Origin of the sequence: Sphingopyxis sp. (assembly GCF_035998905.1) — a bacterium.
In the GTDB taxonomy this organism is placed as follows: Bacteria; Pseudomonadota; Alphaproteobacteria; order Sphingomonadales; family Sphingomonadaceae; genus Sphingopyxis.
Window position 1 is genome coordinate 259466 of record NZ_DASYHG010000015.1, and the last position, 20254, is coordinate 279719.

Below are 20254 nucleotides of genomic sequence, written 5' to 3' on the forward strand. Positions count from 1 at the left end.
GGGTGACCGATGTGACAACCAACAACGAAAGGCCGGGCCAAAAGCTCGGCCTTTTGATGTGCATCGCGCTCGGCATGGGCAATATGATCGGGTCGGGGGTCTTCCTGCTCCCGCGCGACCTCGCGCCGCTCGGCTGGAATGCGATCATCGGCTGGGGCGTCTCGATCGCGGGCACGCTCTGCCTCGCGGTCGTGTTCGCGCGGCTGGCGAGGCGATTGCCCGAAGGCTGTGCCGCCTTCACCTATGGCGCCGCGGCGTTCGGCCCCGGTACGGGCTTCATCGTCGCATGGAGTTACTGGATCAGCTGCTGGACCGTCGTCGCAACGCTCGCGGTCGCGGCGATCAGCAATATGTCGATCCTGATGCCATGGCTCGCCGACAAGGGCGCCCTGCCCGCGTGGATCGCGATCGGCTGCATCTGGTTCTTCACCTTGGTCAACCTGTTCGGCGTCCGCCGCGCCGGCGGGGCGCAGCTCCTGACGCTCGGGCTCAAGCTGATTCCGGTTATCGGTGCGGTGCTCGTCGGTGTCTGGGCGCTCGGGACCGGCGCGGCGCCCCCACCGACAATGGCGGGCACCGAGCCGGTCAGCCTGTCCGGCGTCAGCGCGGCCGCGACGCTGACGCTGTTCGCGCTGCTCGGTTTCGAAAGCGCGTGCGTCGTCAGCGACCGCGTCAAGGATCCCGAACGCACGATCCCGCGCGCGACGGTCATCGCGGCGGCGGCGGTCGGCCTGCTCTACCTCCTGTCGTGCACGACGGTGACGCTGATGGTGCCGCTCGACGTGCTGCACGACTCGAACGCCGCCTATGCGACCTTTTTCGGCCGCCTCGTCAGCCCGGAAGCGGGCGACGTGGTGGCGCTGTTCGCGGCGATCGCCGCGCTCGGCGCGCTCAACGGCTTCGTGCTGCTCCAGGGCGACATCCCGCGCGACCTCGCACACCGGCGCCTGCTCCCAGCGGCCTTCGCGCGCGACAACAAGTTCGCGTCGCCGTGGATCACCCAGATCGTGTCGAGCGGGCTCGCGAGCCTGATCGTTTACGCCAATTATTCGCGCGGGCTCGCCGACCTGTTCGCCTTCATGGTCAAGGTAACGACCTCGACCGCGATCATCCTCTATATCGTCGGCGCCGCGTCGGCGCTGCTCCTCGAGCGGCAGGGCACGATCAAGGTCTCGGCGGGCTTCGCCGCCGCGACGATCATCGGCTTCGTTTATAGCTGCTGGGCCTTTTACGGCGCCGGGCTCGAGGCAAGCCTTTGGAGCCTGCTGATGACCGCCGCGGGCCTGCCGATCTACCTACTCATGCGGCAACGAGGCGCCGCCACCGCCTGACGGCCTTGCGAAATTGCGCGAAATGGCCTAACGGCCGCCCCCACCTGCCCGGATATGGGCTTATCGGAGACGTAACGTGTCGGACCGCCAGAACTACCAGGGCTTGATACCCTGCGGCGTCCGCCCGCTGTCGTAGCGCGTTTTTCCTGACGCGGTGCGCCCGCTGGCGGCGCCGCATCCCCTCAATCCCGCCATATTGATTTTCGCCGGCAGGCGCAGTGCGTCTGCGCGCCGGCCGCAGGCAAATATTCATGTTGCACGACAGTCATTGGGCTCGCGCGCTCGCGCGGGCCATCGCGCTCGATCATCCGGGCAGAAGCAAGGCCGGGCGCGCGCTGTTCGGCTGGGCCCGAACGCGCGCAAGCCAGTTCGGGATGATCGAAAAGGAAATCGATCGCGCCATGCTGCTCGCGGGTCCGCAAGTAGCACCCGAAGGCGCGGTCGAGGAGGACAGCCTTGTGAAGGCGAACCGGCTGGCCGACGCGCTCGACCTCGCCGCCGAAGAGCGTGCGCTGTTGCTGCTCGCGACGGCGATGGAGCGCGGCCCGCTGACGCGCAGCCTTGCCAAGCTCGTCGAGAGCGAGGCGCTCGACATGGAGGCGCTGGTGAGCGCGCTCACCGGCTTCGCGCCGCACGCGATCCGCGGCGCCGAGGTGGTGCGGCTCGATCTCGTCGCGCGCTGGACCAGCAAGGAAGGCAAGGTCGAATTCGGGCTTTGCTGGTCGTTCGAGCGCCTGCTCGACGCGCGGCCCGAGCAGCATGACAGCCTGATCGACGGCCTGCTCGGCCGGCGCCAGACGGCGCGCCACGCGCTCGCCGCCTTCCCGGCGCAACAGCATGATGCCGAACTGGCGCTGGCGTTGCTCGGCGGTGCGCTCGCGAACGGCGCGCGCGGGATCAACATCCTGATTCACGGCCCGCCCGGCACGGGAAAGACCGAGCTCGCGCGTACGCTCGCCGCGACGCTTGGCGAGCCGCTCCACGCGGTGGGCGAAGCCGACAGCGACGGCGAAGAGCCGAGCCGCTTCGACCGCCTCGCTGCGCTGCGGCTGGCGCTGCGCACGCTCGAAAAGCGCGGGCGCGCGCTGCTGCTGTTCGACGAGATGGAGGATATGCTCGGCGACACGCGCATCGAGCAGGGCGGCCGCGTGCGTAAGCGCGCGGGGTCGAAGCTGTTCGTCAACCGGTTGATCGAGGACAATGTCGTCCCCGTGATCTGGACCTCGAACTGCATCGCCGACCTCGACCCCGCGATCCTGCGCCGCTTCAGCCTGTCGATCCGCATGGATTTCCCCGGACAGGGCCACAGCCCGGCGATGCTCGCGCGCGTCAGCGCCGAGGAGCAGGTCGCAGTCGACCCCGCGCTGCAGGCGCTCGCGGTGCGCGCGCCCGAAACCGCGTCGCTGTTCCGCGTCGCGGCGCGCGCGGCGGCGCTTGCCGGCGATCCCGAAGCCGCGAACCGCTTTGCGGGTTCGATCCTCGGCGCGATGCGCGGCGAGGCGGTAGAGGCGCGCGCGCCGCGGGCGTTCGACGAGAGCTTGCTCGCCGCCGACACCGACCTCCCCGCGCTGTTCGCACGGCTCGCCGGGGCGGACGCGCCCGCCGACTTCTCGCTGCTGCTTACCGGACCGCCGGGAACGGGCAAGACCGAGGCAGTGCAGGCGCTCGCGCGCCGGCTCGGGCGGCCGCTGCACGTCAAGCGCGCGTCGGACCTGATGTCGAAATGGGTGGGCGAAACCGAAAAGGCGATCGCCACGGCCTTTGCCGACGCGAAGCGGCAGGGGGCGATGCTCTTCTTCGACGAGGTCGACTCCCTCCTCGCCGATCGCGGGGGCGCGACGCGCGGCTGGGAGGTGAGCCAGGTCAACGAGCTTCTGACGTGGATGGAGGATCATCCGCTGCCCTTCGCCGCGGCGACCAACCATGCGGCGAAGCTCGACCCGGCGTCGGCGCGGCGCTTCGTATTCAAGGTCGAAATGCGGTGGCTCGACGAGGCGCGCGCGCGGCGGGCGTTCGCGCATTTCTTCGGGCGCGAAGCCCCGGGGACGCTCGACCGGCTCGATGGGCTGACCCTCGGCGACTTTGCGGTCGTCGCGCGTCAGGCGCGTTTCCTCGGCACGCTCGACGATGCGGCGCTGCTCGACCGGCTGCGGCGCGAGCGGGCGGCGCGTCCCGCGATGCCGCAGGCGATCGGTTTCGGCGCGGTACCGGCGCTAGCGCCACCGGGGCGCGAAGAAACCCCGGTCGCGTAGGATCACCTCGGCAGCATTGTGCCCCGGCGCGCCGGTCACACCGCCGCCGGGGTGCGTCCCCGCGCCGCACATGTAGAGCCCCTTCACCGGCCCGCGGTAACCGCCGTTGCCGAGCACCGGGCGCGCGGCCCAAAGCTGGTCGAGGCTCATATTGCCGTGCATGATGTCGCCGCCGACGAGCCCGAACTTGCGTTCGAGGCCCTTGGGCGACAGGCGCGTCTGCGCGACGATGCTCGCGCGGAACCCCGGCGCGTGCTTTTCGACGGTATCGATGATGCAGTCGGCAGCGGCTTCCTCCTCGTCGTCCCAGTCGCGTCCGTCCGGAAGCTCGGGCGCGAATTGCTGGCAGAAGAGGCTGGCGACGTGCTGCCCCGGCGGCGCGAGGCTGTCGTCGACGGTCGACGGGATCAGCATCTCGACGATCGGCGCCTTCGACCAGCCATGCTGTTTTGCGTCGAGGAAGGCGCGGTCCATATAGTCGAGCGTCGGCGCGAGGATGATCCCCGACTGGTGATGCTCGCCGGGTTCGGGAAGGCAGGTGAATTTCGGGAGCTCGCTGAGCGCGACATTCATGCGGAACGTGCCGCTGCCCGCCTTGAAGCCCTTGATGCGGCGCTGGAAATCGGCAGGCAGGTCGCTCGCGTCCATCATCCGCTCGTAGAGCAGCTTCGGTCCGACATTGGCGATCACCCGAGCGGCTGCGATTTCCTCGCCGCCGACGAGCTTCACGCCGACCGCCTTGCCGCCGTCGACGAGCACCTTGTCGACGGGGCTTTCGAGGCTGATCTCGACCCCCATGTCGCGGCAAACCTTTGCCATGATCTCGGTGATCTTGCCCATCCCGCCGACGCTGTGGCCCCACGCGCCTTTCTTGCCGTTCACTTCGCCGAAGACGTGATGGAGAAGCACATAAGCACTGCCCGGCGTATCGGGGCTGGCATAATTGCCGACCACCGCATCAAAGCCGAACGCGGCCTTGACCGCCTCGCTTTCGAACCAGCTGTCGAGCATCGTGCGCGCCGACTTGGTGAAGAGGTCGAGCACGTCGCGCTGCTGCTCAAGGCTCAGCCCCGCGAAGCGCCGCCCCTGCCGCGCGCCGTCGAGCAAGGTGCGCAGACCCTCGCCGACGTTCGGCGGCACGCGCAGCGCAAGGTCGCGGAGCAGTTCGGCGACATTTTCGAGCGCGTCATAATAGGCCGGCAGCACCTCGGCGTCGCGCGCGCTGAACTTGCGGAACTCGGCCTGCGTGCGTTCGAGCCCGCCGCCGAGCTTGAGGTAACCGCCATCCTCCTGCGGCAGGAAATTGCTGATCGGCCGCTCGATCACGCGGTAGCCATGATCGGCGAGCTTCATGTCGGCGATCACCTTCGGCTGGAGCAGGCTGACCGTGTAGCTCGCGACCGAATTGCGAAACCCCGGCGCGAATTCTTCGGTCACCGCGGCGCCGCCGACAACGTCGCGCGCCTCGACGATCCGCACTTTCAGCCCCGCCTTCGCGAGATAGAAGGCGCAGACGAGGCCGTTGTGGCCGGCGCCGATAATCAGCGCGTCATAGGCTTTGGTCATGGAAACTCTTTCGCAAGCGGGGACTGGACATGCTGACGGCCGAACCCAAGGCCGAGGACCCGGCCCGGAATGCGGCGCAGCAGCGGAATGGAATCGAGCAGGCGCACCGCGAGGGGCACGCGGGTGATCTGACCGCGGAGCATCGGTTCGATGACGCGCTGGTGCGCGAAGCGCTGGAGCCCCTGCATCCGCGTGGTCGGTTTCCAGCGGCGTTCCTGCACCTTCGTCAGCAGCGGATCAGGGTCGGCGCCGGCGGCGAGCGGCGCGGCGAGGATATTCGCCGCCGCGACGGCGTCCTGCACCGCGAGGTTGATCCCGACGCCGCCGACGGGCGACATGGCGTGCGCAGCGTCGCCGATCGCGAGCAGGCCGGGACGCGACCAGCGCGTCAGCCGGTCGAGCGCGACCGAGAGCAATTTCACATCGTCGAAGCTCTGGATCGCATCGATTCCGGCAGCGAGGCCGGGCGCGATCGCGACGATCTCATCCCGGAACGCCACGATGCCCCGCGCCTCGATCGGCGCGAAACCGCCCTTTTCGATGATCCGTGCGCATTGCCAATAATCGCCGCGCGGGATCGCGACGACCATCCCGACCTTGTCGATCGTGCCAAGCGCGACTTCGGACATATCCATGCCTGCGGGAACCGGGATGCGGAACCAGAGCACGTCCATCGGCGCGCCGAGATCTTCGAGCGGCAATTCGGCGGCCTCGCGCAGCACCGAGCGGCGCCCGTCGGCGGCGATGACGAGCCGGGCGGGCAAGGTTTCGCCGCTCGCGAGCGTCACGCCGCTGACGCGGCCCGCGTCGCCATAGGTAAGCCCGGTCGCCTCGGTCGACATGCGCAGGTCGAAGGCCGGATAGCGCTTCCCCTGCCCGGCAATGAAATCGAGCAAATCCCATTGCGGCATCATCGCGACGAAGCGCGCCGCGACGGGCAGATGCTTCATCGTCGCGATCGTATAGCGCCCGCCCAGCAGGTTGAGCGTCATCGTGTCGATCGCGGCGTGCGGTTCCTTCAGCAGCTCACCCAGAAGCCCGATCTCGTTGAACAGCTCGAGCGTCGAGGGATGCACCGTGTCACCGCGGAAATCGCGGAGGAAGTCGGCGTGCTTTTCGAGCACGGTGACGCGCACCCCGGCACGCGCGAAGAGCAGCCCCGCGACCATGCCGGCGGGTCCACCGCCGACGATCACCACGGGCGCGCTGTCGTTCAAGCGCGGCTCCATCCCGCCTTCGGCGCCCGCTCCAGCCGCGCTTCGGGGATCAGGTTGCGCATCCGCGAACAGAAATGCTTGAGGCACACTTCCTTGTCGCTGAGCGGCCCCATGGTGAAGCTTTTCGACTGCATCCCCTGCTGAACGCGGGTGATCAGTTCGGTGTCCTCGGCGTTGACCTGGCGGTTGATGCGCCAGTTCAAATAGCGCGCGGCCTTCATCTCGCGGCGCTCATCGGGCAGCACGTAGCTGATTTCGCGGATCAGGCACGTCGTCGGCCCCGTCGGCAGCCACTGCATGAAATCGACCTGATCGGGATAGATGTCGAAGGCGACGTTCGGCCACAGCTTGAAATAGAGCCAGTGCCGCTGGTTCGCCTCCGGCAGGTGCGGCACCGAAGGCAGCAGCCGCTGGTACATGCGTTCGGACCAGTTGACCGATGGCCGGTCGATCAAATCGCCCCACATGCGGTCGACATTATCCTCGGCCTCGACGCCATAGCTTTTGCCGAACAGGCGCGTCAGGCCAGGGTGCGCGACGGGAATGTGAAGGCCGTCGGAATAATTGTCGCCGACATTCTTCCAGTTGACCTCGCGCGGGCGCAGCGTGACGCGGCCGAGCGCGCCGAGTTCCTCGAAGCGATAGGGCGCAACCTGCGTCTCATAGGGCGCCATCATCGAGGCGACCGACGGGCCGCCATCGTCTTCGAGCCGCACGAACCAGAAACCGTGCCATTGTTCGAGGCCGACGGGCACGAGACCCGCCTTGCCCTTGTCGAGCGTCGGATAGCTCGCACTGTCGGGCACGCCGGTCAGCCGGCCGTCGAGCTCGTAGGTCCAGGCATGATAGGGACAGACGAGCTTCTTCGCGCAGCCCGCCGCGCCATCGACGAGGCGCGAGCCGCGGTGGCGGCAGACATTGGTGAAGGCGCGCACATTCCGGTCGGTGCCGCGCACCAGGATCACGCTCTCGCCGCAATAGTCGATGCTGTGCCAGTCACCGGGGTTCGGAATGTCGCTGTCGTGGCACACGACCTGCCAGCTCGGACGGAAAATCCGTTCCATTTCCGCCGCGTAGAAATCGGGATCGCTGTATGTCCATGCCGGCAGCGACCAGCCGTCGAGCGGGTCGATGTTCGAATCGCGAAGCGGTGCAGTTGCCATATTCCTGTCCTTGTTATACATACGTATAACAATATGACCGCCGCTCGCCAAGCCTTTACGCGCGAAAGCGCCGACGCCCGCCGGGCGGACCTGATCGAGGCGACTGCGGCGGTGCTCGCCGAACAGGGGCTGGCGGGGACGAATGTCCGCGCCATCTGTGCGAAGGCGGGGGTATCACCCGGCCTTTTGCGTCACTATTTCGATGGCATAAACGATCTGGTCGCGGCGACTTATGCGGCGACGAGCGACCGGATGGATGCGATTTTCGCCGCCGCGGTCACGGGCGCGGGACCCGATCCACGCGCCCGGCTGATGGCGTATCTCACCGCGAGCTTCCGCCCGCCGGTGACCGACCCCGAACTGCTCGGCGCATGGACCGCCTTTTGGGCACTCGCCCGCAGCGATGCACGGATGGCCGCGATCCACGCGACAAGCTACGCGGGCTATCGCGCAAGGCTCGGAGAGCTGCTTGATGCGTGCGGCGCTGCCGATGCCGGGCGGCTCGCCATCATGCTGACCGCGATGGTCGACGGGCTCTGGCTCGAACTGTCGCTCGACGCCGAAAGTTTCGGCGCCGAGGCGGCGGTTCAGATGGTCGAGCGCGCGGTGGAGGCGCTGCTCTCAGCTTAGAGCGGGCGATGCTCGGTCGTATCGCCGGGGGGTCAGGAACAGGAGTTCGCCGGGTTCGTGGATCACCATCCGGTGCCACACGCCCTGGGCGACGACGACGCTTTTTCCCGGGGTAAGCGCAACGACCCGTTCGCCACTGTCTTCGTCGAGGACGACATCGAATCGCCCCGACAGCAAGGTCAGCACCTCGTCGCCGTCGGGATGCCTTTCCCAGCCCGTGCTTTCGCGCATAGCGATGCCGCCGATATAGATGCCGCGATAGAGGCCGAAGCTGCGGAAGAGCGGTTGCGAAGGCAGACCGCGCCTGCCGGTCGCCCAACGCGCCAGACGCGTCAGCCCTGTTACGGCTCGGACCGCCGCGCGGCGCAACATTATCTGCATGGCCTTCTCCCCGCCTCCCCTTACCAAGTGCGAACGATTCGCAAAAGAGGAGGCGGAGAAGGGTTAGAAGCGATCAGAAGCTGCCCTTCACGGGGCGCACGATGATCTCGCTGACGTCGACATCCACGGGCTGTTCGACCGCAAAGCGGATTGCGCGGGCGATCGCGTCGGGCGTGATCGCGATGCTGCGAAATTCGGCCATCGCGGCGGCACTGCCCGGATCGGTGATGTCATGGCCGAGCTCGGATTCGACGACGCCGGGCGATATGATCGTCGCGCGCACGTCCTGATGTTCCTGCCGGATGCCGTCTGTGATCGCCCAGACCGCGAATTTGGTCGCGCAATAGACCGCGCCGGTGGGCACGACATAATGGGCGCCAAGCGAGGCAACGTTGACGAAATGGCCCGAACCCTGCGCGGTGAAGCCGGGGAGCGCCGCCGCAATGCCGTTCAGGACGCCGCGAATGTTGACGTCGATCATCGCGTCCCAATTCTGCACCTCCAGCGCCGCGAGCGGCGACAGCGGCATGATGCCGGCATTGTTGATCAGCACGTCGACGCGGCCGAAGCGCGCGATGGCGTGATCGACAAACGCCCGCATGTCGTCGCGGCTGGTGACGTCGAGCGCACGAAATTCGGCAGTGCCGCCCGCGACAACGATTTCGGCGGCGAGCGCTTCGAGCCGGTCGGTGCGGCGTGCGCCGAGGAGCAGTTTCGCGCCGGTGGCGGCAAGTTCGCGCGCCGTCGCGGCGCCGATACCGCTGCTCGCGCCGGTGATCAGGATGACTTTATCGGTAGTGGCGGTCATGATCGTCTCCATCAAAGCCGGTCGGCCCTCTGCCGTCCGTCGACCGGCTTTTGGACCCATCCGGCCGGGAGGCGGTAGAACGGGCCTCCGCGATGATTGCACGATCCTCCGGATGAGATGCTTTGTGCTTGCTGGGAGGCGGCGAGACTGCAAGACCAGAATCATGACAATACTCAGAGAAATGCAGTCGATCCTGCTTCGACACCGCCCGACCGACGGGATTCACCCCTGCTCGCTTCCGCGTGTGTCACTTGTCCGTAGCTCCGAGCCGAGCGAGCCCATGCCCGTCGTGTACGAACCGTCGCTTTGCCTCGCAGTCAGCGGACGCAAGCGGGTGCTGCTGGGCGATGCGAGCTTCATCTACGACAGCGCGCAGTTCCTGGTAGTGTCGGTCGACCTGCCGGTGAGCGGCATGGTCGTCGATGCCAGCGCCGACCACCCCTATCTGTGCCTGAAGCTCGATCTCGACGTTGCAGTGCTCGGCGAATTGCTGCTCGCGCACGATGCCCGCGTGCCGCGAAGCGACCATGCGCCGCCGATCGCGGTCGGGAACACCGACGCGGGCCTGCTCGACGCCGCGCTCCGGCTATTGCGGCTGCTCGACACGCCGGACGATATTGCAGCGCTGGCGCCGCTCGCCGAGCGCGAGATATTGTACCGGCTGCTGACCGGATCGCAGGGCGCGATGCTGCGTCATATTGCGACCGCCGACACGCGGCTGCACCAGATCAGCCGCGCGGTGGCGTGGATCAAGGACCATTATGCCGGCGCGTTCAGCATCGACCATCTGGCGGGGCTGGCGGGGATGAGCCCGTCGTCCTTCCATGAACATTTCAAGAGCGTGACGCGCTTCAGCCCGCTGCAATATCGCACCCGGCTGCGCCTGCTCGAGGCGCGGCGGCTGATGGTGTCGGACGCGATGGACGCAGCAAGTGCGGGCTTCCACGTCGGATATGAAAGCCCGTCGCAGTTCAACCGCGATTACAGCCGCACCTTCGGCCTGCCGCCGCTGCGCGACGCCGCGCGGCTGCGCGCGGCGCCGGAGTTCGGATTGTCGGCTTAGGGCCGGCTCCTATTTGGACAGATCGCGCAGCAGGCTGTCCCAATGCGCGAGCGCGGGGGCGATCGCATCGACGGGCGCGCGTTCGTTGAGCCCATGCGCGAAGCTGTCGCTCGCCTTGGAAAACAGCCCCGCGACGCCATAGCTCGGCACGCCCTGGATGCGGAAATGATAGGAGTCGGTCGCGCCCGCGCTCATCGACGGGATGATCGGCAGGCCCGGCGCGCGCGCGTGGACCGCCTTCGTCACCGCCGCCATGACGTCGGGACGCAAGGGTGATGCATCGCTCGCACTGGCGTCGGGATCGGTATTCACCTTGATCGCGGGGTCGGCGATGATCTTCTCGAGTTCGGCACGCACCGTTTCGACCGCGACGCCGGGGAAGATACGGCAGTTGATGTTCGCGGTGGCGCGCTGCGGCAGCGCGTTTTCGGCGTGGCCGCCCTTGACCAATGTCGGCACGCAGGTGGTCCCGATCTGCCCGACATATTCGGGGTCCGAGCGGATCTTCGCGATCGCCGCCGGATCGGCGGGGTTGGCGGCAAAGGCCTTGAGCGCCGCGCCGATATCGCCGCCGACCTGATCGGCGACGATCGGCATGCCAACCTTCGTCAGCTCGTTCTGCTGCGGCGTGAATCGATAGGCACCGACCTTGGCGAGCGCGGTCGACAGCTGGACGATCGCATTGGTGTCCGACGGACGCGAGCTGTGGCCGCCGGGATTGGTGACCTCGAGCGTGAAGTCGGCATAGGTTTTCTCGCCCGCCTGCAGCCCGTAATATTTGGGCTTGCCGTCCTCGCCGATCGTCCCGCCGCCGCCATCGCCATTGAGTGCGAATTCGGCGCCCTTATACTTCGCTGCGAGCGCGCGCGTCGTCGTCATCGAGGTTTCCTCGTCGCCCGACAGCAGCAGGATGATCGAGCGCTTGGGCTTGAAGCCGTCCTTCTTGAGCTGCGCCATCGTCGCGACCATCATCGATACGTCGAACTTGTTGTCCTCCGACCCGCGGCCGAAAATATAGCCATTCTCCTCGACCGGCACGAAGGGGTCGCGCGTCCAGTCCTTGGGGTCGGCCTCAACGACGTCCATATGGCCGAGCAGGACGATCGGCTTCGCCTTCGTCGTCCCGTGCAGCGTCGCGGCAAAGGTCGCGGTTTCGCCGATCGGGGTGATTTCGATATCGCTGTCGGCATAGCCCGCGGCCTTGAGCACGCCCGCATAATAGGCCGCAAGCTTGGGCACCTGTCCGCGGCCCTCGACGGTCGGGATCGCGATACTGTCCTTCAGGATTTTCTTCGCCGTCTCGGTATCGGCCGGCTTGGCGTGGGCGGGCGCAGCGGCGAGCAGGGCGGCGGAAGCAAGAAACGCGGAAACAAGGCGCATATTTTCGACCCTCTTTTTTGAACGGCTGTGTTCAATCGGTTCGCGCCGCGCTTGTCGAGCGGAATTTCAGGCCGCCACCCTTTTGGCCTTCGGCGCCGGGGTCTTCGGCTTGTAGCGGCACAGGTCATCGACCGGGCAGCGCCAGCATTCAGGCGTGCGCGCCTTGCAGATATAGCGGCCGTGGAGGATCAGCCAGTGGTGTGCGCCGACGCGAAAGGGCGCGGGCGTCTCCTTCTCGAGCTTCTTCTCGACCGCGAGCACCGTCTTGCCCGGCGCGAGGCCGGTGCGGTTGCCGACGCGGAAGATATGCGTGTCGACGGCGAAGGTCTCCGCCCCGAAGGCACAGTTCATCACGACATTGGCGGTCTTGCGCCCGACGCCGGGCAATTCGACGAGCGTGTCGCGGTCGGCGGGCACCTCGCCGCCGAAATCGCGCACGAGGATTTCGCTGAGCGCGATGACATTCTTCGCCTTCGCGTTGAACAGCCCGATCGTCTTGATGTGCTGCTTCAACCCCTCTTCGCCGAGGTCGACCATCTGCTGCGGCGTCTTCACTTGCTGGAAAAGAAGCCGCGTCGCCTTGTTCACCCCGACGTCGGTCGCCTGCGCCGACAGCACGACCGCGACAAGCAATTGATAGGTGTTGCCGAACTCCAGCTCGGTCTCGGGACTCGGGTTGAGTTCGGCGAGACGGCGGTAGAATTCGAACATGTCGGCTTTCTTCATGCGGTCACGACAGCCCCAGCACCTGCGGCATCGTATAGCGGTCGGGCTTCTGGCGGAGCAGCCACAGCGCCGCGCGCACCGCCCCGCGCGCGAAGATCATGCGGTTTTCGGCGCGGTGCGCGAGGGTGATCATCTCCTCGGGACCCGCGAAGATCACGTCATGGTCGCCCGCGACGGTGCCGCCGCGCAGGCTCGCAAAGCCGATCTTGCCATGGCCGCGCGCACCGGTCACGCCGTCGCGGCCGCGCTCGGAGCATGTCGCGAGGTTGATCCCACGTCCCTCGGCCGCCGCCTGCCCCAGCAGCAGCGCGGTACCGCTCGGCGCGTCGACCTTCATCCGGTGGTGCATCTCGACGATCTCGATATCATATTCGGGGTCGAGCCGCGCCGCCGCCTCGCGCACCAGATGCGCGAGCAGGGTGACGCCGAGCGAGGTGTTGCCCGTCTGGAGCACCGCGATGTCGCGTGCCGCATCGTCGATCAGATAATGATGGCGCTCCTCGAGCCCCGTCGTACCGATGACGATCGGCTTGCGCGCCGCGACACAGGCGTCGAGCGTCGCTTCGAGCGCTGCGGGCGACGAAAAATCGACGAGCACGTCGCTCTCGCTCGCGAGCTCCACGACATTGCCGCCGCGGTCGACGCCGCAATGGCGCTGCCCCGCTTCGGATATGGCGGCGGCGAGCGCAACGCCCATCCGCCCTTCGCTGCCAATAATGCCGATGCTGGTCATGGCTTGCCTTTCCTGCCCCCGTCATGCTGAACGCTGTCGTTCGCCTAGCGGCTGGCGCCCCCGAATCAAGAAGAACAGGATAGCATGTCCCCGATCCAGAATATCGTCATCCTGACCGGCGCCGGGGTTTCGGCCGAAAGCGGCATCGACACATTTCGCGACGGCGGCGGCCTGTGGGAGCAGCACCGCGTCGAGGATGTCGCGACGCCCGAGGCCTTTGCGCGCGACCCCGACCTTGTCCTGCGCTTTTACGACATGCGCCGCGAAGCGATCCAGACCAAGGCGCCCAATGCGGCGCACGAAGCGCTGGCGCGGCTCGACGCGGCGTGGCCGGGCGAATTGCTGATCGTCACGCAGAATGTCGACGACCTCCACGAACGCGCGGGCGCGAAGCGGCTGATCCACATGCACGGCGAACATCTCAATGCCTGGTGCACCGCATGCGACACGCGGAGCCCGTGGACGGGACCGCTGCTCGATCGCCCCGCGTGCAGCGCGTGCGGCATGGTCGGATATCTGCGCCCCGACATCGTCTGGTTCGGCGAGATGCCGTACCGGATGGACGATATCTACCACGCGCTGAACCGTGCCGACCTGTTCGTCTCGATCGGGACGTCGGGCGCGGTCTATCCCGCCGCCGGCTTCGTGCGCGAGGCGCGCGCCGCGGGCGCGCGGACGCTCGAACTCAATATGGAGCCGAGCCAGGGCAGCCACTGGTTCGACGAGGCACGCCATGGCCCCGCGACACGGCTGGTGCCGCAGTGGGTCGAGGAAATGATCGGTTAGCGACGCGCCGAGAAGAAGTCGCGAAGCAGTGCGGCGGCTTCGCTTTCGCCGATCCCGTCATAGACTTCGGGCCGATGATGGATCGTCGGCTGCGCGAAGGTCCGCGGCCCGTGGACGACCGCGCCACCCTTCGGATCTTCGGCGCCATAATAGAGGCGCGCGATCCGGGCATGCGCGATCGCGCCGGCGCACATCGCGCAGGGTTCGAGCGTGACATAGAGGTCGCACCCGTCGAGCCGCTCGTTGCCGAGCTTTGCCGCCGCGATGCGAATCGCGACGATTTCGGCATGTGCGGTCGGATCGTGCGATTCGCGTGGGCGGTTATGCCCCTCCGCGATAATCGCGCCGTCCTTGACGATCACCGCGCCGACGGGCACTTCGCCCCATTCGGCGGCGATACGCGCGAGATCGAGCGCGCGGCGCATAGGTTCGGGGAGCGGGAACGAGGGCATAAAAGCGCCCTATTCGCTTGACGAATCTCCGGCAAGCCGATAAGCGCGCGCCTTTCCCGGCTCACTCCGGTCCTGTTCTACCCGTTTTGCGGGAAGTGCCCGGACGCCGATCCGAATTTTTTTGACGAGGACGAAGACGATGTCGCGCATCTGCGAACTGACCGGCAAGGGCCGCCAGGTTGGCCACAATGTCAGCCACGCCAACAACAAGACCAAGCGCACCTTCCTGCCGAACCTGCAGAATGTGACTTTGCTGTCGGACGCGCTCGGCAAGGGCGTGAAGCTGCGCGTGTCGACCCACGGCCTGCGCACCGTCGAGCATAATGGCGGCCTCGACAACTGGCTGCTCAAGGCCGGCGACGACCAGCTGTCGGCTGGCGCACGCAAGGTGAAGAAGGAAGTCGCAAAGAAGCTGGCCGAAAAGGCCGCTTAAGCGCTTTCGAATCGCTGACGCAATCAGGCGGCCGGGTTACCGGGCCGCCTTTTTGCTGTCCGGCGCCTTTTTGGGCGGCAGGTCGGCCAGCTCGAACTGGAGCAGCAGGCTGCGCTGCCAGACATTGAAATTATCGTCGGCGACGAGCCAGAGGAAGGTGCTGCCGTCCTCGACCGAGATCGCCGCGCCTTCGTAATTTTCGGCGAGCGGCCGCGGCACGCGCCCGATCGTTCGCGCGCGCACGACGGCGCCGGCCTTTATGTCCGCCGGGTCGACGACAGCAAGGATCGTCGTGAAAACAGGATTGAAGCCGAGCCGCCGGTGCACGAGCAGGATTCGCCCGTCGGGCAGCGCAGCGGCGTCGCTGACCAGCCCGCGCCCCGCCGAATCGTAAAAGAAGCGAATCGGAGCCGGGCCGGGCGCCGCCGGATCGCCGGTGTAGATCAACCCTTCGCGGCCGCGCGGGTCGTCGTCGGCATCCTCCGAAAAGATAACCGTCCGCCCATCGGCGAGCCGCACCATCGCCTCGGGCCCGCGATTGCGGGGCCAGCGTGGCTTGGGCAAGGGACGGCGCGATTCGATTTGCGAAAGCCCCGCGTCGAGACGCCAGACCTCGTTGACCACCTCCAGCGCGACCCAGATCTTGCCGCTGGCCGCGTCGATGAACATCGCCTCGGTATCGGCCGCCGCCTTGCGCGCCGGACGGCCGTCGATCGTCGGCAGTGCGCGGATCGACACGCCCGAAACCGCCCCGCGCGAATCGAGCGACAGGCGCGTCGCATAGCCATTGTCGCCGATCAGCAGGAACCGCCCCGGCGCGGTGCGGGCAATCGCCGAAAAACCCCCGAAACGGTCGTGCGGACTGACGAGGCGCCAGCCGCGCACAAAGCGCATGGAACCGCCCGTTTCGGGCGCGAAGACCAGCGCGCGCGCCGCAGCGCTCTGGGTCAGATCTTCCTGCGGATAGCGGATCACGGCGCCGGGTACCGGGCCGACGGCAAGGAAGATCAAGGCGGCGAGGAGCAGGCGGCGCATCGCCGCGGGGTTAGGGCGCCGCCGACCGAAAGAAAAGCGGTTCACCGCAGAAAGCTGAACATTGGCCAACAACCATGTTCAGGCTTCGCTCAATGCGAATCGGGCAAAACCGTTTCATCGACAAAGCCCAGTCGGGCCGAAGACGACGAAGGAGAACGACAATGAAAAAGATGGTGACCCTCTCGATCGCCGCCCTGATGTCCACCGCGACGCTGGGCATGGCGGCTCCCGCCGCGGCGCAGAACGGCTATTACGACCGGGACGGCTATTCGAGCTATTACAGCGGCTATGATCGCGACGACCGTCGCTATGACCGCCGCGACTATCGCCGCGACAACCGCCGCGATTATCGCAACGACCGCCGCTACTACCGTGGCGACCGCCGCAACTATCGCCAGTGCGACAAGGGCACCGGCGGCACCGTGATCGGTGCGATCGCGGGCGGCCTTGCCGGTCATGAAATCGCCGGTCGCGGCGACCGCACGGTCGGCACGATCATCGGCGGCGCCGTCGGCGCCATCGCGGGCCGCGCGATCGACAAGGGGAATGACGGCTGCCGTTAAGAGGCAGTCCCGACCCCCAACAATTTCCTCTCCCCCTTTCACCCCGTCCGGCCCCGCGCCGGGCGGGGTTTTCTTTGCGCCCTGCCGCCGCGGGAGGAGAAGCTTGCCATAAAGGCCGGGGAAGCCTAGGTTTGCCGCCAAGTGCACGCTCGCGGTTTTGCGGGCGCGTGAGCAGACAGGTAATAATAGCCATGCGGCAAATGGCAGCGCCATCGAGGCGACCGCCGCGGCCCGGCCCGGCGGTAAAAGGACGAAATAAGGCGGGCGGCGATGCGCGCCCGATGCCGGTCAACCGGCCGCGCAGCTATGCCGCGATCGACCTTGGCACCAACAATTGCCGGCTTTTGATCGCGCGCCCGCAAAATGGCGAGCTTGTCGTCATCGATGCCTTTTCGCGCATCGTCCGGCTCGGCGAAGGCCTGCACGGCACCGGGAAGATCAGCGATGCGGCGATGGACCGCACCGTCGCGGCGCTCGCAATCTGCGCCGACAAGCTGCGCCGTCGTCACGTTTCGCTGTCGCGCGCGGTCGCGACCGAAGCATGCCGCCGCGCGACCAATGGCGAGGAACTCGCCGAGCGCGTCCGCCGCGAAACCGGCATCGTCCTCGACATCATTTCGGCCGCCGAAGAGGCGCGCCTTGCCGTCCTCGGCTGCCATAACCTGATGGAGCCCGGCGACGGCCCGGCGCTGATCTTCGATATCGGCGGCGGCTCGACCGAGCTGATGCACGTCGACGTGTCCGACCATGACGTCAAGATTCACGATTGGATCAGCGTGCCGTGGGGCGTCGTGTCGCTGACCGAGCACGCCCCGCTGCCCGAGGACAGCCTTGCCGGGCGCCAGGCCGCCTATGCGCATATGCGCGAAGTGACGCGCGAGGCCTTTTCCGCCTTTGCCGGGCGCGCCGAACGCTTCGCGGGCCAGCCGCTGCGCCTGCTCGGAACCAGCGGCACGGTGACCACGCTCGCCAGCGTTTTCCTCGACCTGCCGCGCTACGACCGTCGCGCGGTCGACGGGCTCGTCGTCCCGTCGGACGCGATGCGCGACATCAGCCGACGCCTTGCCGACGCGAGCATCGCCGACCGCGCCGAGATCGCGTGCATCGGCCGCGAGCGCGCCGACCTCGTCGTCGCCGGATGCGCGATCCTCGAAAGCATCATCGACCTGTGGCCCGCGGCGCGCGTCGGTGTTGCCGACCGCGGCATCCGCGAGGGCATATTGCGCTGCCTCGCGGTGCAGGGCCGCGACATTCCGGTCACCCGCCGCGAGTATCGCAAATGAGCGGCGGCGGCGGAAAAGGTGGCGGCGGCCGGGGCGGCCTGCACGTGCGCGTCAAGACCGCACGCAAGCGCAGCGTGTCGTCGACGCGCTGGCTGCAACGCCAGCTCAACGACCCCTATGTCCGCCGCGCACAGGCCGAAGGCTATCGCTCGCGCGCCGCGTACAAGCTGATCGAGCTCGACGACAAGTTCGGTTTCCTCAAGAAAGCGCGCGCGGTCGTCGACCTGGGCATCACGCCCGGCGGCTGGTCGCAGGTTGTGCGCAAGGCGAACCCGCGCGCGCGCGTCGCGGGGATCGACCTGCTCCACTGCGAACCGATCGAGGGCGTCGCGATCCTCGAGATGGATTTCATGGACGATGCCGCGCCCGACGCGCTGATCGAGGCGCTCGGCAGCGCCCCCGATCTGGTGATTTCGGACATGGCGGCGAACACCGTGGGCCATCCGCAGACCGACCACCTCCGCACGATCGGGCTGGCCGAGACCGCCGCCGATTTCGCGGTGCAGAATTTGCTGCCCGGCGGCGCCTTTGTCGCCAAGGTGTTCGCTGGCGGCGCCGATCGCGAACTGCTGACTTTACTCAAACGTCATTTTTCGACGGTAAAGCACGCCAAGCCGCCGGCGAGCCGCAAGGGATCGCCCGAACTTTATGTGATCGCGCAAGGCTTCAAGGGCCGCGGCGACGGGGCGGAAGCGCAGACGGAATAGCACGCGAATGGGTCGTATCCGGGGGAGAATATTGATGGGCAAGTCGAGGCAGTCGGTCGCGGCCGTGACGCTGGCGGCGCTGATGCTGGCATCGTGCGGCGGAGGCGGCGAAGGCAGCCTCGGAAGCGGCGGCCCGGTCACCGTTCCGCCCACCCCGACCCCGACGCCGACCCCGACCGCCAACTGCGGCCTTTCCGCACGTCAGTCCTTCGCCAAGGCGGTGATCGACGAATGGTATCTGTTCCCGAACGACGTCGCGAGCGGGGTCAATCCGGCGAACCACGGCACCGTCCAATCCTATATCGACGCGCTCGTTGCGCCCGCGCGGGCGCTGAACAAGGACCGTTTCTTCACCTACATCACCTCGATCGCCGAGGAGAACGCCTTCTACGCCAACGGATCGAGCGCCGGTTTCGGCGTTCGCCTCGCCTATGACGCGGTGAACCAGCGGATCGTCATCGCCGAGGCCTATGAAGGCGCCCCCGCCTTTGCCGCAGGCATCGATCGCGGAACCGCGATCGTCGGGATCGGCACGACCGCCGGCACTGTGCGCAGCGTATCGAGCATCGTCGCGTCCGAAGGGACCGCGGGGCTCTCCACCGCGCTCGGCCCGAACGACCCGGGCGTGAGCCGCGTGCTGCGCATCACCGACGCCGCCGGCACGCGCGACGTCACGGTGGCCAAGGCCGACTATTCGCTCGACCCCGTTTCCGACCGCTATGGCGCAAAGATCATCAACGAGGGCGGGCGGAATTACGGTTATATCAACCTGCGCACCTTCATCTCGTCCGCCGACCCGCAACTTCGCACGGCGTTCCTGAATTTCCGGAACCAGGGCGTGACCGACGTCATCATCGACTTCCGCTACAATGGCGGCGGGCTCGTTTCGACCGCCGGGCTGATGGGCGACCTGCTCGGGCGCAATCGCACGTCGAGCGAGGTTTTCTCGCAGATGGTCTTCCGGCCGTCGAAGGCGTCGGCGAACAATGAAACGCGCTATTTCGCGGCGCAACCCGAATCGATCGCACCGACACGCATCGCCTTCATCGGCACCGGATCGACCGCATCGGCGAGCGAGCTGGTGATCAATTCGATGCTGCCCTATCTCGGTACCAACATGACGCTCGTCGGCGCCAACACCTATGGCAAGCCCGTCGGCCAGATCGCGCTCGATCGCGCCGAATGCGACGACCGGATGCGCGTGGTCGCCTTTGCGACCGCCAATTCGGCCGGCGCCAGCGACTATTATGACGGGTTGGCGCCGAAGATCGCGAACAGCTGCGCCGCGAACGACGACCTGAGCCTGCCGCTCGGCGATCCCCGCGAAGCATCGGTGCGCGCGGCGATCGGCTTCCTTTCGGGCACTGCCTGTACCACGCGCATCGCCGACGCGAGCGCCGGCGCAGCAGCGCGCAGCAGCCGCTCGCTGGCGCCCGAGCGGCCCGCAATGCTGATGGCCGACCGCCCGAACGCAGCGCAGCGCGACCTGCCGGGGCTGTTCTGACGAACGCCCTGCTGCATCGCAGCAATTGACCGCGCCCCGGAAATCGGGCTAACGGCCGCGGCAAGCGACAGGTTCCCCGGCGACGGGGACGAAGAGGGAACGGGAAAACCCCGGCTGCCCCTGCAACTGTACGCGGCGAGCCATCGGCCACTTGCCATTGGGATTCCGGTCCCGAGAAGGCGGCCGACCGGCGCTGACCCGCAAGCCAGGAGACCTGCCCGTCGCCGTCGTCTTTCGACCG

At 67.2% G+C, this 20254-nt stretch carries 20 protein-coding genes and 1 riboswitch; of the genes, 10 read left to right on the top strand and 10 right to left on the bottom strand.

Annotation, left to right across the window (positions count from 1 at the left end; genetic code table 11):
- Nucleotides 1-2: 2 nt before the first annotated feature.
- Together VGN62_RS06680 and VGN62_RS06685 are read left to right on the top strand one after the other, a co-directional pair.
- A complete protein-coding gene (locus tag VGN62_RS06680; RefSeq protein WP_327452078.1) occupies nt 3-1331 on the top strand; it encodes an APC family permease in 1329 nt (442 codons plus the stop codon).
- A gap of 251 nt (nt 1332-1582) precedes the next feature.
- Nucleotides 1583-3583, top strand: coding sequence for an ATP-binding protein (locus VGN62_RS06685; protein ID WP_327452080.1), 2001 nt, complete (start codon nt 1583-1585; stop codon nt 3581-3583).
- On the opposite strand, the gene VGN62_RS06690 is transcribed toward VGN62_RS06685, so the two are convergent.
- Genes VGN62_RS06690 through VGN62_RS06700 form a run of 3 tightly spaced genes read right to left on the bottom strand, consistent with a single transcriptional unit; the run spans nt 3545 to nt 7529 of the window.
- Complete coding sequence (locus VGN62_RS06690; protein WP_327452082.1) at nt 3545-5149, bottom strand: NAD(P)/FAD-dependent oxidoreductase; 1605 nt, start codon at nt 5147-5149, stop codon at nt 3545-3547. The genes VGN62_RS06685 and VGN62_RS06690 overlap by 39 nt on opposite strands.
- Nucleotides 5146-6366, bottom strand: a complete 1221-nt coding sequence (locus VGN62_RS06695) for an FAD-dependent oxidoreductase (RefSeq protein ID WP_327452084.1) — start codon at nt 6364-6366, stop codon at nt 5146-5148. Before VGN62_RS06695 ends, VGN62_RS06690 begins: the two co-directional genes overlap by 4 nt.
- Nucleotides 6363-7529 (bottom strand): aromatic ring-hydroxylating dioxygenase subunit alpha, encoded by a 1167-nt coding sequence (locus tag VGN62_RS06700; RefSeq protein WP_327452086.1) that lies wholly within the window; start codon nt 7527-7529, stop codon nt 6363-6365. The genes VGN62_RS06695 and VGN62_RS06700 overlap by 4 nt, the downstream gene beginning before the upstream one ends.
- Before the next feature lie 33 nt (nt 7530-7562).
- Here VGN62_RS06700 and VGN62_RS06705 point away from each other — a divergent pair, with 33 nt between their 5' ends.
- The gene (locus tag VGN62_RS06705) at nt 7563-8159 is read left to right on the top strand and encodes a TetR/AcrR family transcriptional regulator (RefSeq protein WP_327452088.1); all 597 of its coding nucleotides are present in this window, start codon (nt 7563-7565) and stop codon (nt 8157-8159) included.
- Here the strand turns inward: VGN62_RS06705 and VGN62_RS06710 are convergent.
- Nucleotides 8151-8540, bottom strand: a complete 390-nt coding sequence (locus tag VGN62_RS06710) for a cupin domain-containing protein (protein ID WP_327452090.1) — start codon at nt 8538-8540, stop codon at nt 8151-8153. The two genes, VGN62_RS06705 and VGN62_RS06710, sit on opposite strands and share 9 nt — an antisense overlap.
- 73 nt (nt 8541-8613) lie before the next feature.
- A complete protein-coding gene (locus VGN62_RS06715; protein WP_327452092.1) occupies nt 8614-9348 on the bottom strand; it encodes an SDR family oxidoreductase in 735 nt (244 codons plus the stop codon).
- 163 nt (nt 9349-9511) lie between these two features.
- Between VGN62_RS06715 and VGN62_RS06720 the strand changes: the two genes are divergently transcribed.
- Nucleotides 9512-10411: an AraC family transcriptional regulator gene (locus tag VGN62_RS06720; protein WP_327452094.1), complete on the top strand. Its 900-nt coding sequence runs from the start codon at nt 9512-9514 to the stop codon at nt 10409-10411.
- 9 nt (nt 10412-10420) lie between these two features.
- Here VGN62_RS06720 and VGN62_RS06725 read toward each other — a convergent pair whose 3' ends face one another.
- From VGN62_RS06725 to dapB, 3 genes are all read right to left on the bottom strand, one after another.
- Nucleotides 10421-11791, bottom strand: coding sequence for a M20/M25/M40 family metallo-hydrolase (locus VGN62_RS06725; RefSeq protein ID WP_327452096.1), 1371 nt, complete (start codon nt 11789-11791; stop codon nt 10421-10423).
- A 66-nt stretch (nt 11792-11857) separates the two neighbouring features.
- The gene (gene nth / locus VGN62_RS06730; protein WP_327452098.1) at nt 11858-12517 is read right to left on the bottom strand and encodes an endonuclease III; all 660 of its coding nucleotides are present in this window, start codon (nt 12515-12517) and stop codon (nt 11858-11860) included.
- Nucleotides 12518-12521: 4 nt separating this feature from the next.
- Nucleotides 12522-13250, bottom strand: coding sequence for a 4-hydroxy-tetrahydrodipicolinate reductase (gene dapB / locus VGN62_RS06735; protein WP_327452099.1), 729 nt, complete (start codon nt 13248-13250; stop codon nt 12522-12524).
- 84 nt (nt 13251-13334) lie between these two features.
- Between dapB and VGN62_RS06740 the strand changes: the two genes are divergently transcribed.
- The gene (locus VGN62_RS06740) at nt 13335-14036 is read left to right on the top strand and encodes an NAD-dependent deacylase (protein WP_327452100.1); all 702 of its coding nucleotides are present in this window, start codon (nt 13335-13337) and stop codon (nt 14034-14036) included.
- Here the strand turns inward: VGN62_RS06740 and tadA are convergent.
- Nucleotides 14033-14488, bottom strand: a complete 456-nt coding sequence (gene tadA / locus VGN62_RS06745; protein ID WP_327452101.1) for a tRNA adenosine(34) deaminase TadA — start codon at nt 14486-14488, stop codon at nt 14033-14035. The two genes, VGN62_RS06740 and tadA, sit on opposite strands and share 4 nt — an antisense overlap.
- A 139-nt stretch (nt 14489-14627) precedes the next feature.
- Here tadA and rpmB point away from each other — a divergent pair, with 139 nt between their 5' ends.
- Nucleotides 14628-14921 carry a 50S ribosomal protein L28 gene (gene rpmB / locus VGN62_RS06750; RefSeq protein ID WP_093509717.1) on the top strand — a complete coding sequence of 98 codons (294 nt, stop codon included), beginning with the start codon at nt 14628-14630 and terminating at the stop codon, nt 14919-14921.
- Between the two features lie 36 nt (nt 14922-14957).
- Here the strand turns inward: rpmB and VGN62_RS06755 are convergent, their stop codons facing one another.
- The gene (locus VGN62_RS06755) at nt 14958-15956 is read right to left on the bottom strand and encodes an esterase-like activity of phytase family protein (protein ID WP_327452103.1); all 999 of its coding nucleotides are present in this window, start codon (nt 15954-15956) and stop codon (nt 14958-14960) included.
- A 161-nt stretch (nt 15957-16117) separates the two neighbouring features.
- On the opposite strand from VGN62_RS06755, the gene VGN62_RS06760 reads away from it, so the two are divergent.
- The 4 genes from VGN62_RS06760 (at nt 16118) to VGN62_RS06775 (ending at nt 20013) form a co-directional block, all read left to right on the top strand.
- Nucleotides 16118-16519, top strand: coding sequence for a glycine zipper 2TM domain-containing protein (locus VGN62_RS06760; protein ID WP_327452104.1), 402 nt, complete (start codon nt 16118-16120; stop codon nt 16517-16519).
- A gap of 191 nt (nt 16520-16710) precedes the next feature.
- Nucleotides 16711-17802: a Ppx/GppA family phosphatase gene (locus VGN62_RS06765; RefSeq protein WP_414713252.1), complete on the top strand. Its 1092-nt coding sequence runs from the start codon at nt 16711-16713 to the stop codon at nt 17800-17802.
- On the top strand, nt 17799-18509 hold the full coding sequence (locus tag VGN62_RS06770; RefSeq protein ID WP_327452108.1) for an RlmE family RNA methyltransferase: 711 nt from the start codon (nt 17799-17801) through the stop codon (nt 18507-18509). Before VGN62_RS06765 ends, VGN62_RS06770 begins: the two co-directional genes overlap by 4 nt.
- 34 nt (nt 18510-18543) lie before the next feature.
- Complete coding sequence (locus VGN62_RS06775; RefSeq protein WP_327452110.1) at nt 18544-20013, top strand: S41 family peptidase; 1470 nt, start codon at nt 18544-18546, stop codon at nt 20011-20013.
- 52 nt (nt 20014-20065) lie between these two features.
- A riboswitch (cobalamin riboswitch) is annotated at nt 20066-20249 on the top strand.
- The last annotated feature ends 5 nt before the right edge of the window (nt 20250-20254 follow it).

Bases quoted from the DNA above. Each gene is read 5' to 3' on its own strand.
- tadA (WP_327452101.1), bottom strand. From the start codon at position 14,488: ATGCCCTCGTTCCCGCTCCCCGAACCTATGCGCCGCGCGCTCGATCTC.
- VGN62_RS06715 (WP_327452092.1), bottom strand. From the start codon at position 9,348: ATGACCGCCACTACCGATAAAGTCATCCTGATCACCGGCGCGAGCAGC.
- VGN62_RS06690 (WP_327452082.1), bottom strand. From the start codon at position 5,149: ATGACCAAAGCCTATGACGCGCTGATTATCGGCGCCGGCCACAACGGC.
- VGN62_RS06740 (WP_327452100.1), top strand. From the start codon at position 13,335: ATGTCCCCGATCCAGAATATCGTCATCCTGACCGGCGCCGGGGTTTCG.
- VGN62_RS06760 (WP_327452104.1), top strand. From the start codon at position 16,118: ATGAAAAAGATGGTGACCCTCTCGATCGCCGCCCTGATGTCCACCGCG.
- nth (WP_327452098.1), bottom strand. From the start codon at position 12,517: ATGAAGAAAGCCGACATGTTCGAATTCTACCGCCGTCTCGCCGAACTC.
- VGN62_RS06755 (WP_327452103.1), bottom strand. From the start codon at position 15,956: ATGCGCCGCCTGCTCCTCGCCGCCTTGATCTTCCTTGCCGTCGGCCCG.
- VGN62_RS06725 (WP_327452096.1), bottom strand. From the start codon at position 11,791: ATGCGCCTTGTTTCCGCGTTTCTTGCTTCCGCCGCCCTGCTCGCCGCT.
- VGN62_RS06700 (WP_327452086.1), bottom strand. From the start codon at position 7,529: ATGGCAACTGCACCGCTTCGCGATTCGAACATCGACCCGCTCGACGGC.
- VGN62_RS06685 (WP_327452080.1), top strand. From the start codon at position 1,583: ATGTTGCACGACAGTCATTGGGCTCGCGCGCTCGCGCGGGCCATCGCG.
- VGN62_RS06765 (WP_414713252.1), top strand. From the start codon at position 16,711: ATGCGGCAAATGGCAGCGCCATCGAGGCGACCGCCGCGGCCCGGCCCG.
- VGN62_RS06710 (WP_327452090.1), bottom strand. From the start codon at position 8,540: ATGCAGATAATGTTGCGCCGCGCGGCGGTCCGAGCCGTAACAGGGCTG.
- VGN62_RS06775 (WP_327452110.1), top strand. From the start codon at position 18,544: ATGGGCAAGTCGAGGCAGTCGGTCGCGGCCGTGACGCTGGCGGCGCTG.
- dapB (WP_327452099.1), bottom strand. From the start codon at position 13,250: ATGACCAGCATCGGCATTATTGGCAGCGAAGGGCGGATGGGCGTTGCG.
- VGN62_RS06705 (WP_327452088.1), top strand. From the start codon at position 7,563: ATGACCGCCGCTCGCCAAGCCTTTACGCGCGAAAGCGCCGACGCCCGC.
- VGN62_RS06770 (WP_327452108.1), top strand. From the start codon at position 17,799: ATGAGCGGCGGCGGCGGAAAAGGTGGCGGCGGCCGGGGCGGCCTGCAC.
- rpmB (WP_093509717.1), top strand. From the start codon at position 14,628: ATGTCGCGCATCTGCGAACTGACCGGCAAGGGCCGCCAGGTTGGCCAC.
- VGN62_RS06720 (WP_327452094.1), top strand. From the start codon at position 9,512: ATGACAATACTCAGAGAAATGCAGTCGATCCTGCTTCGACACCGCCCG.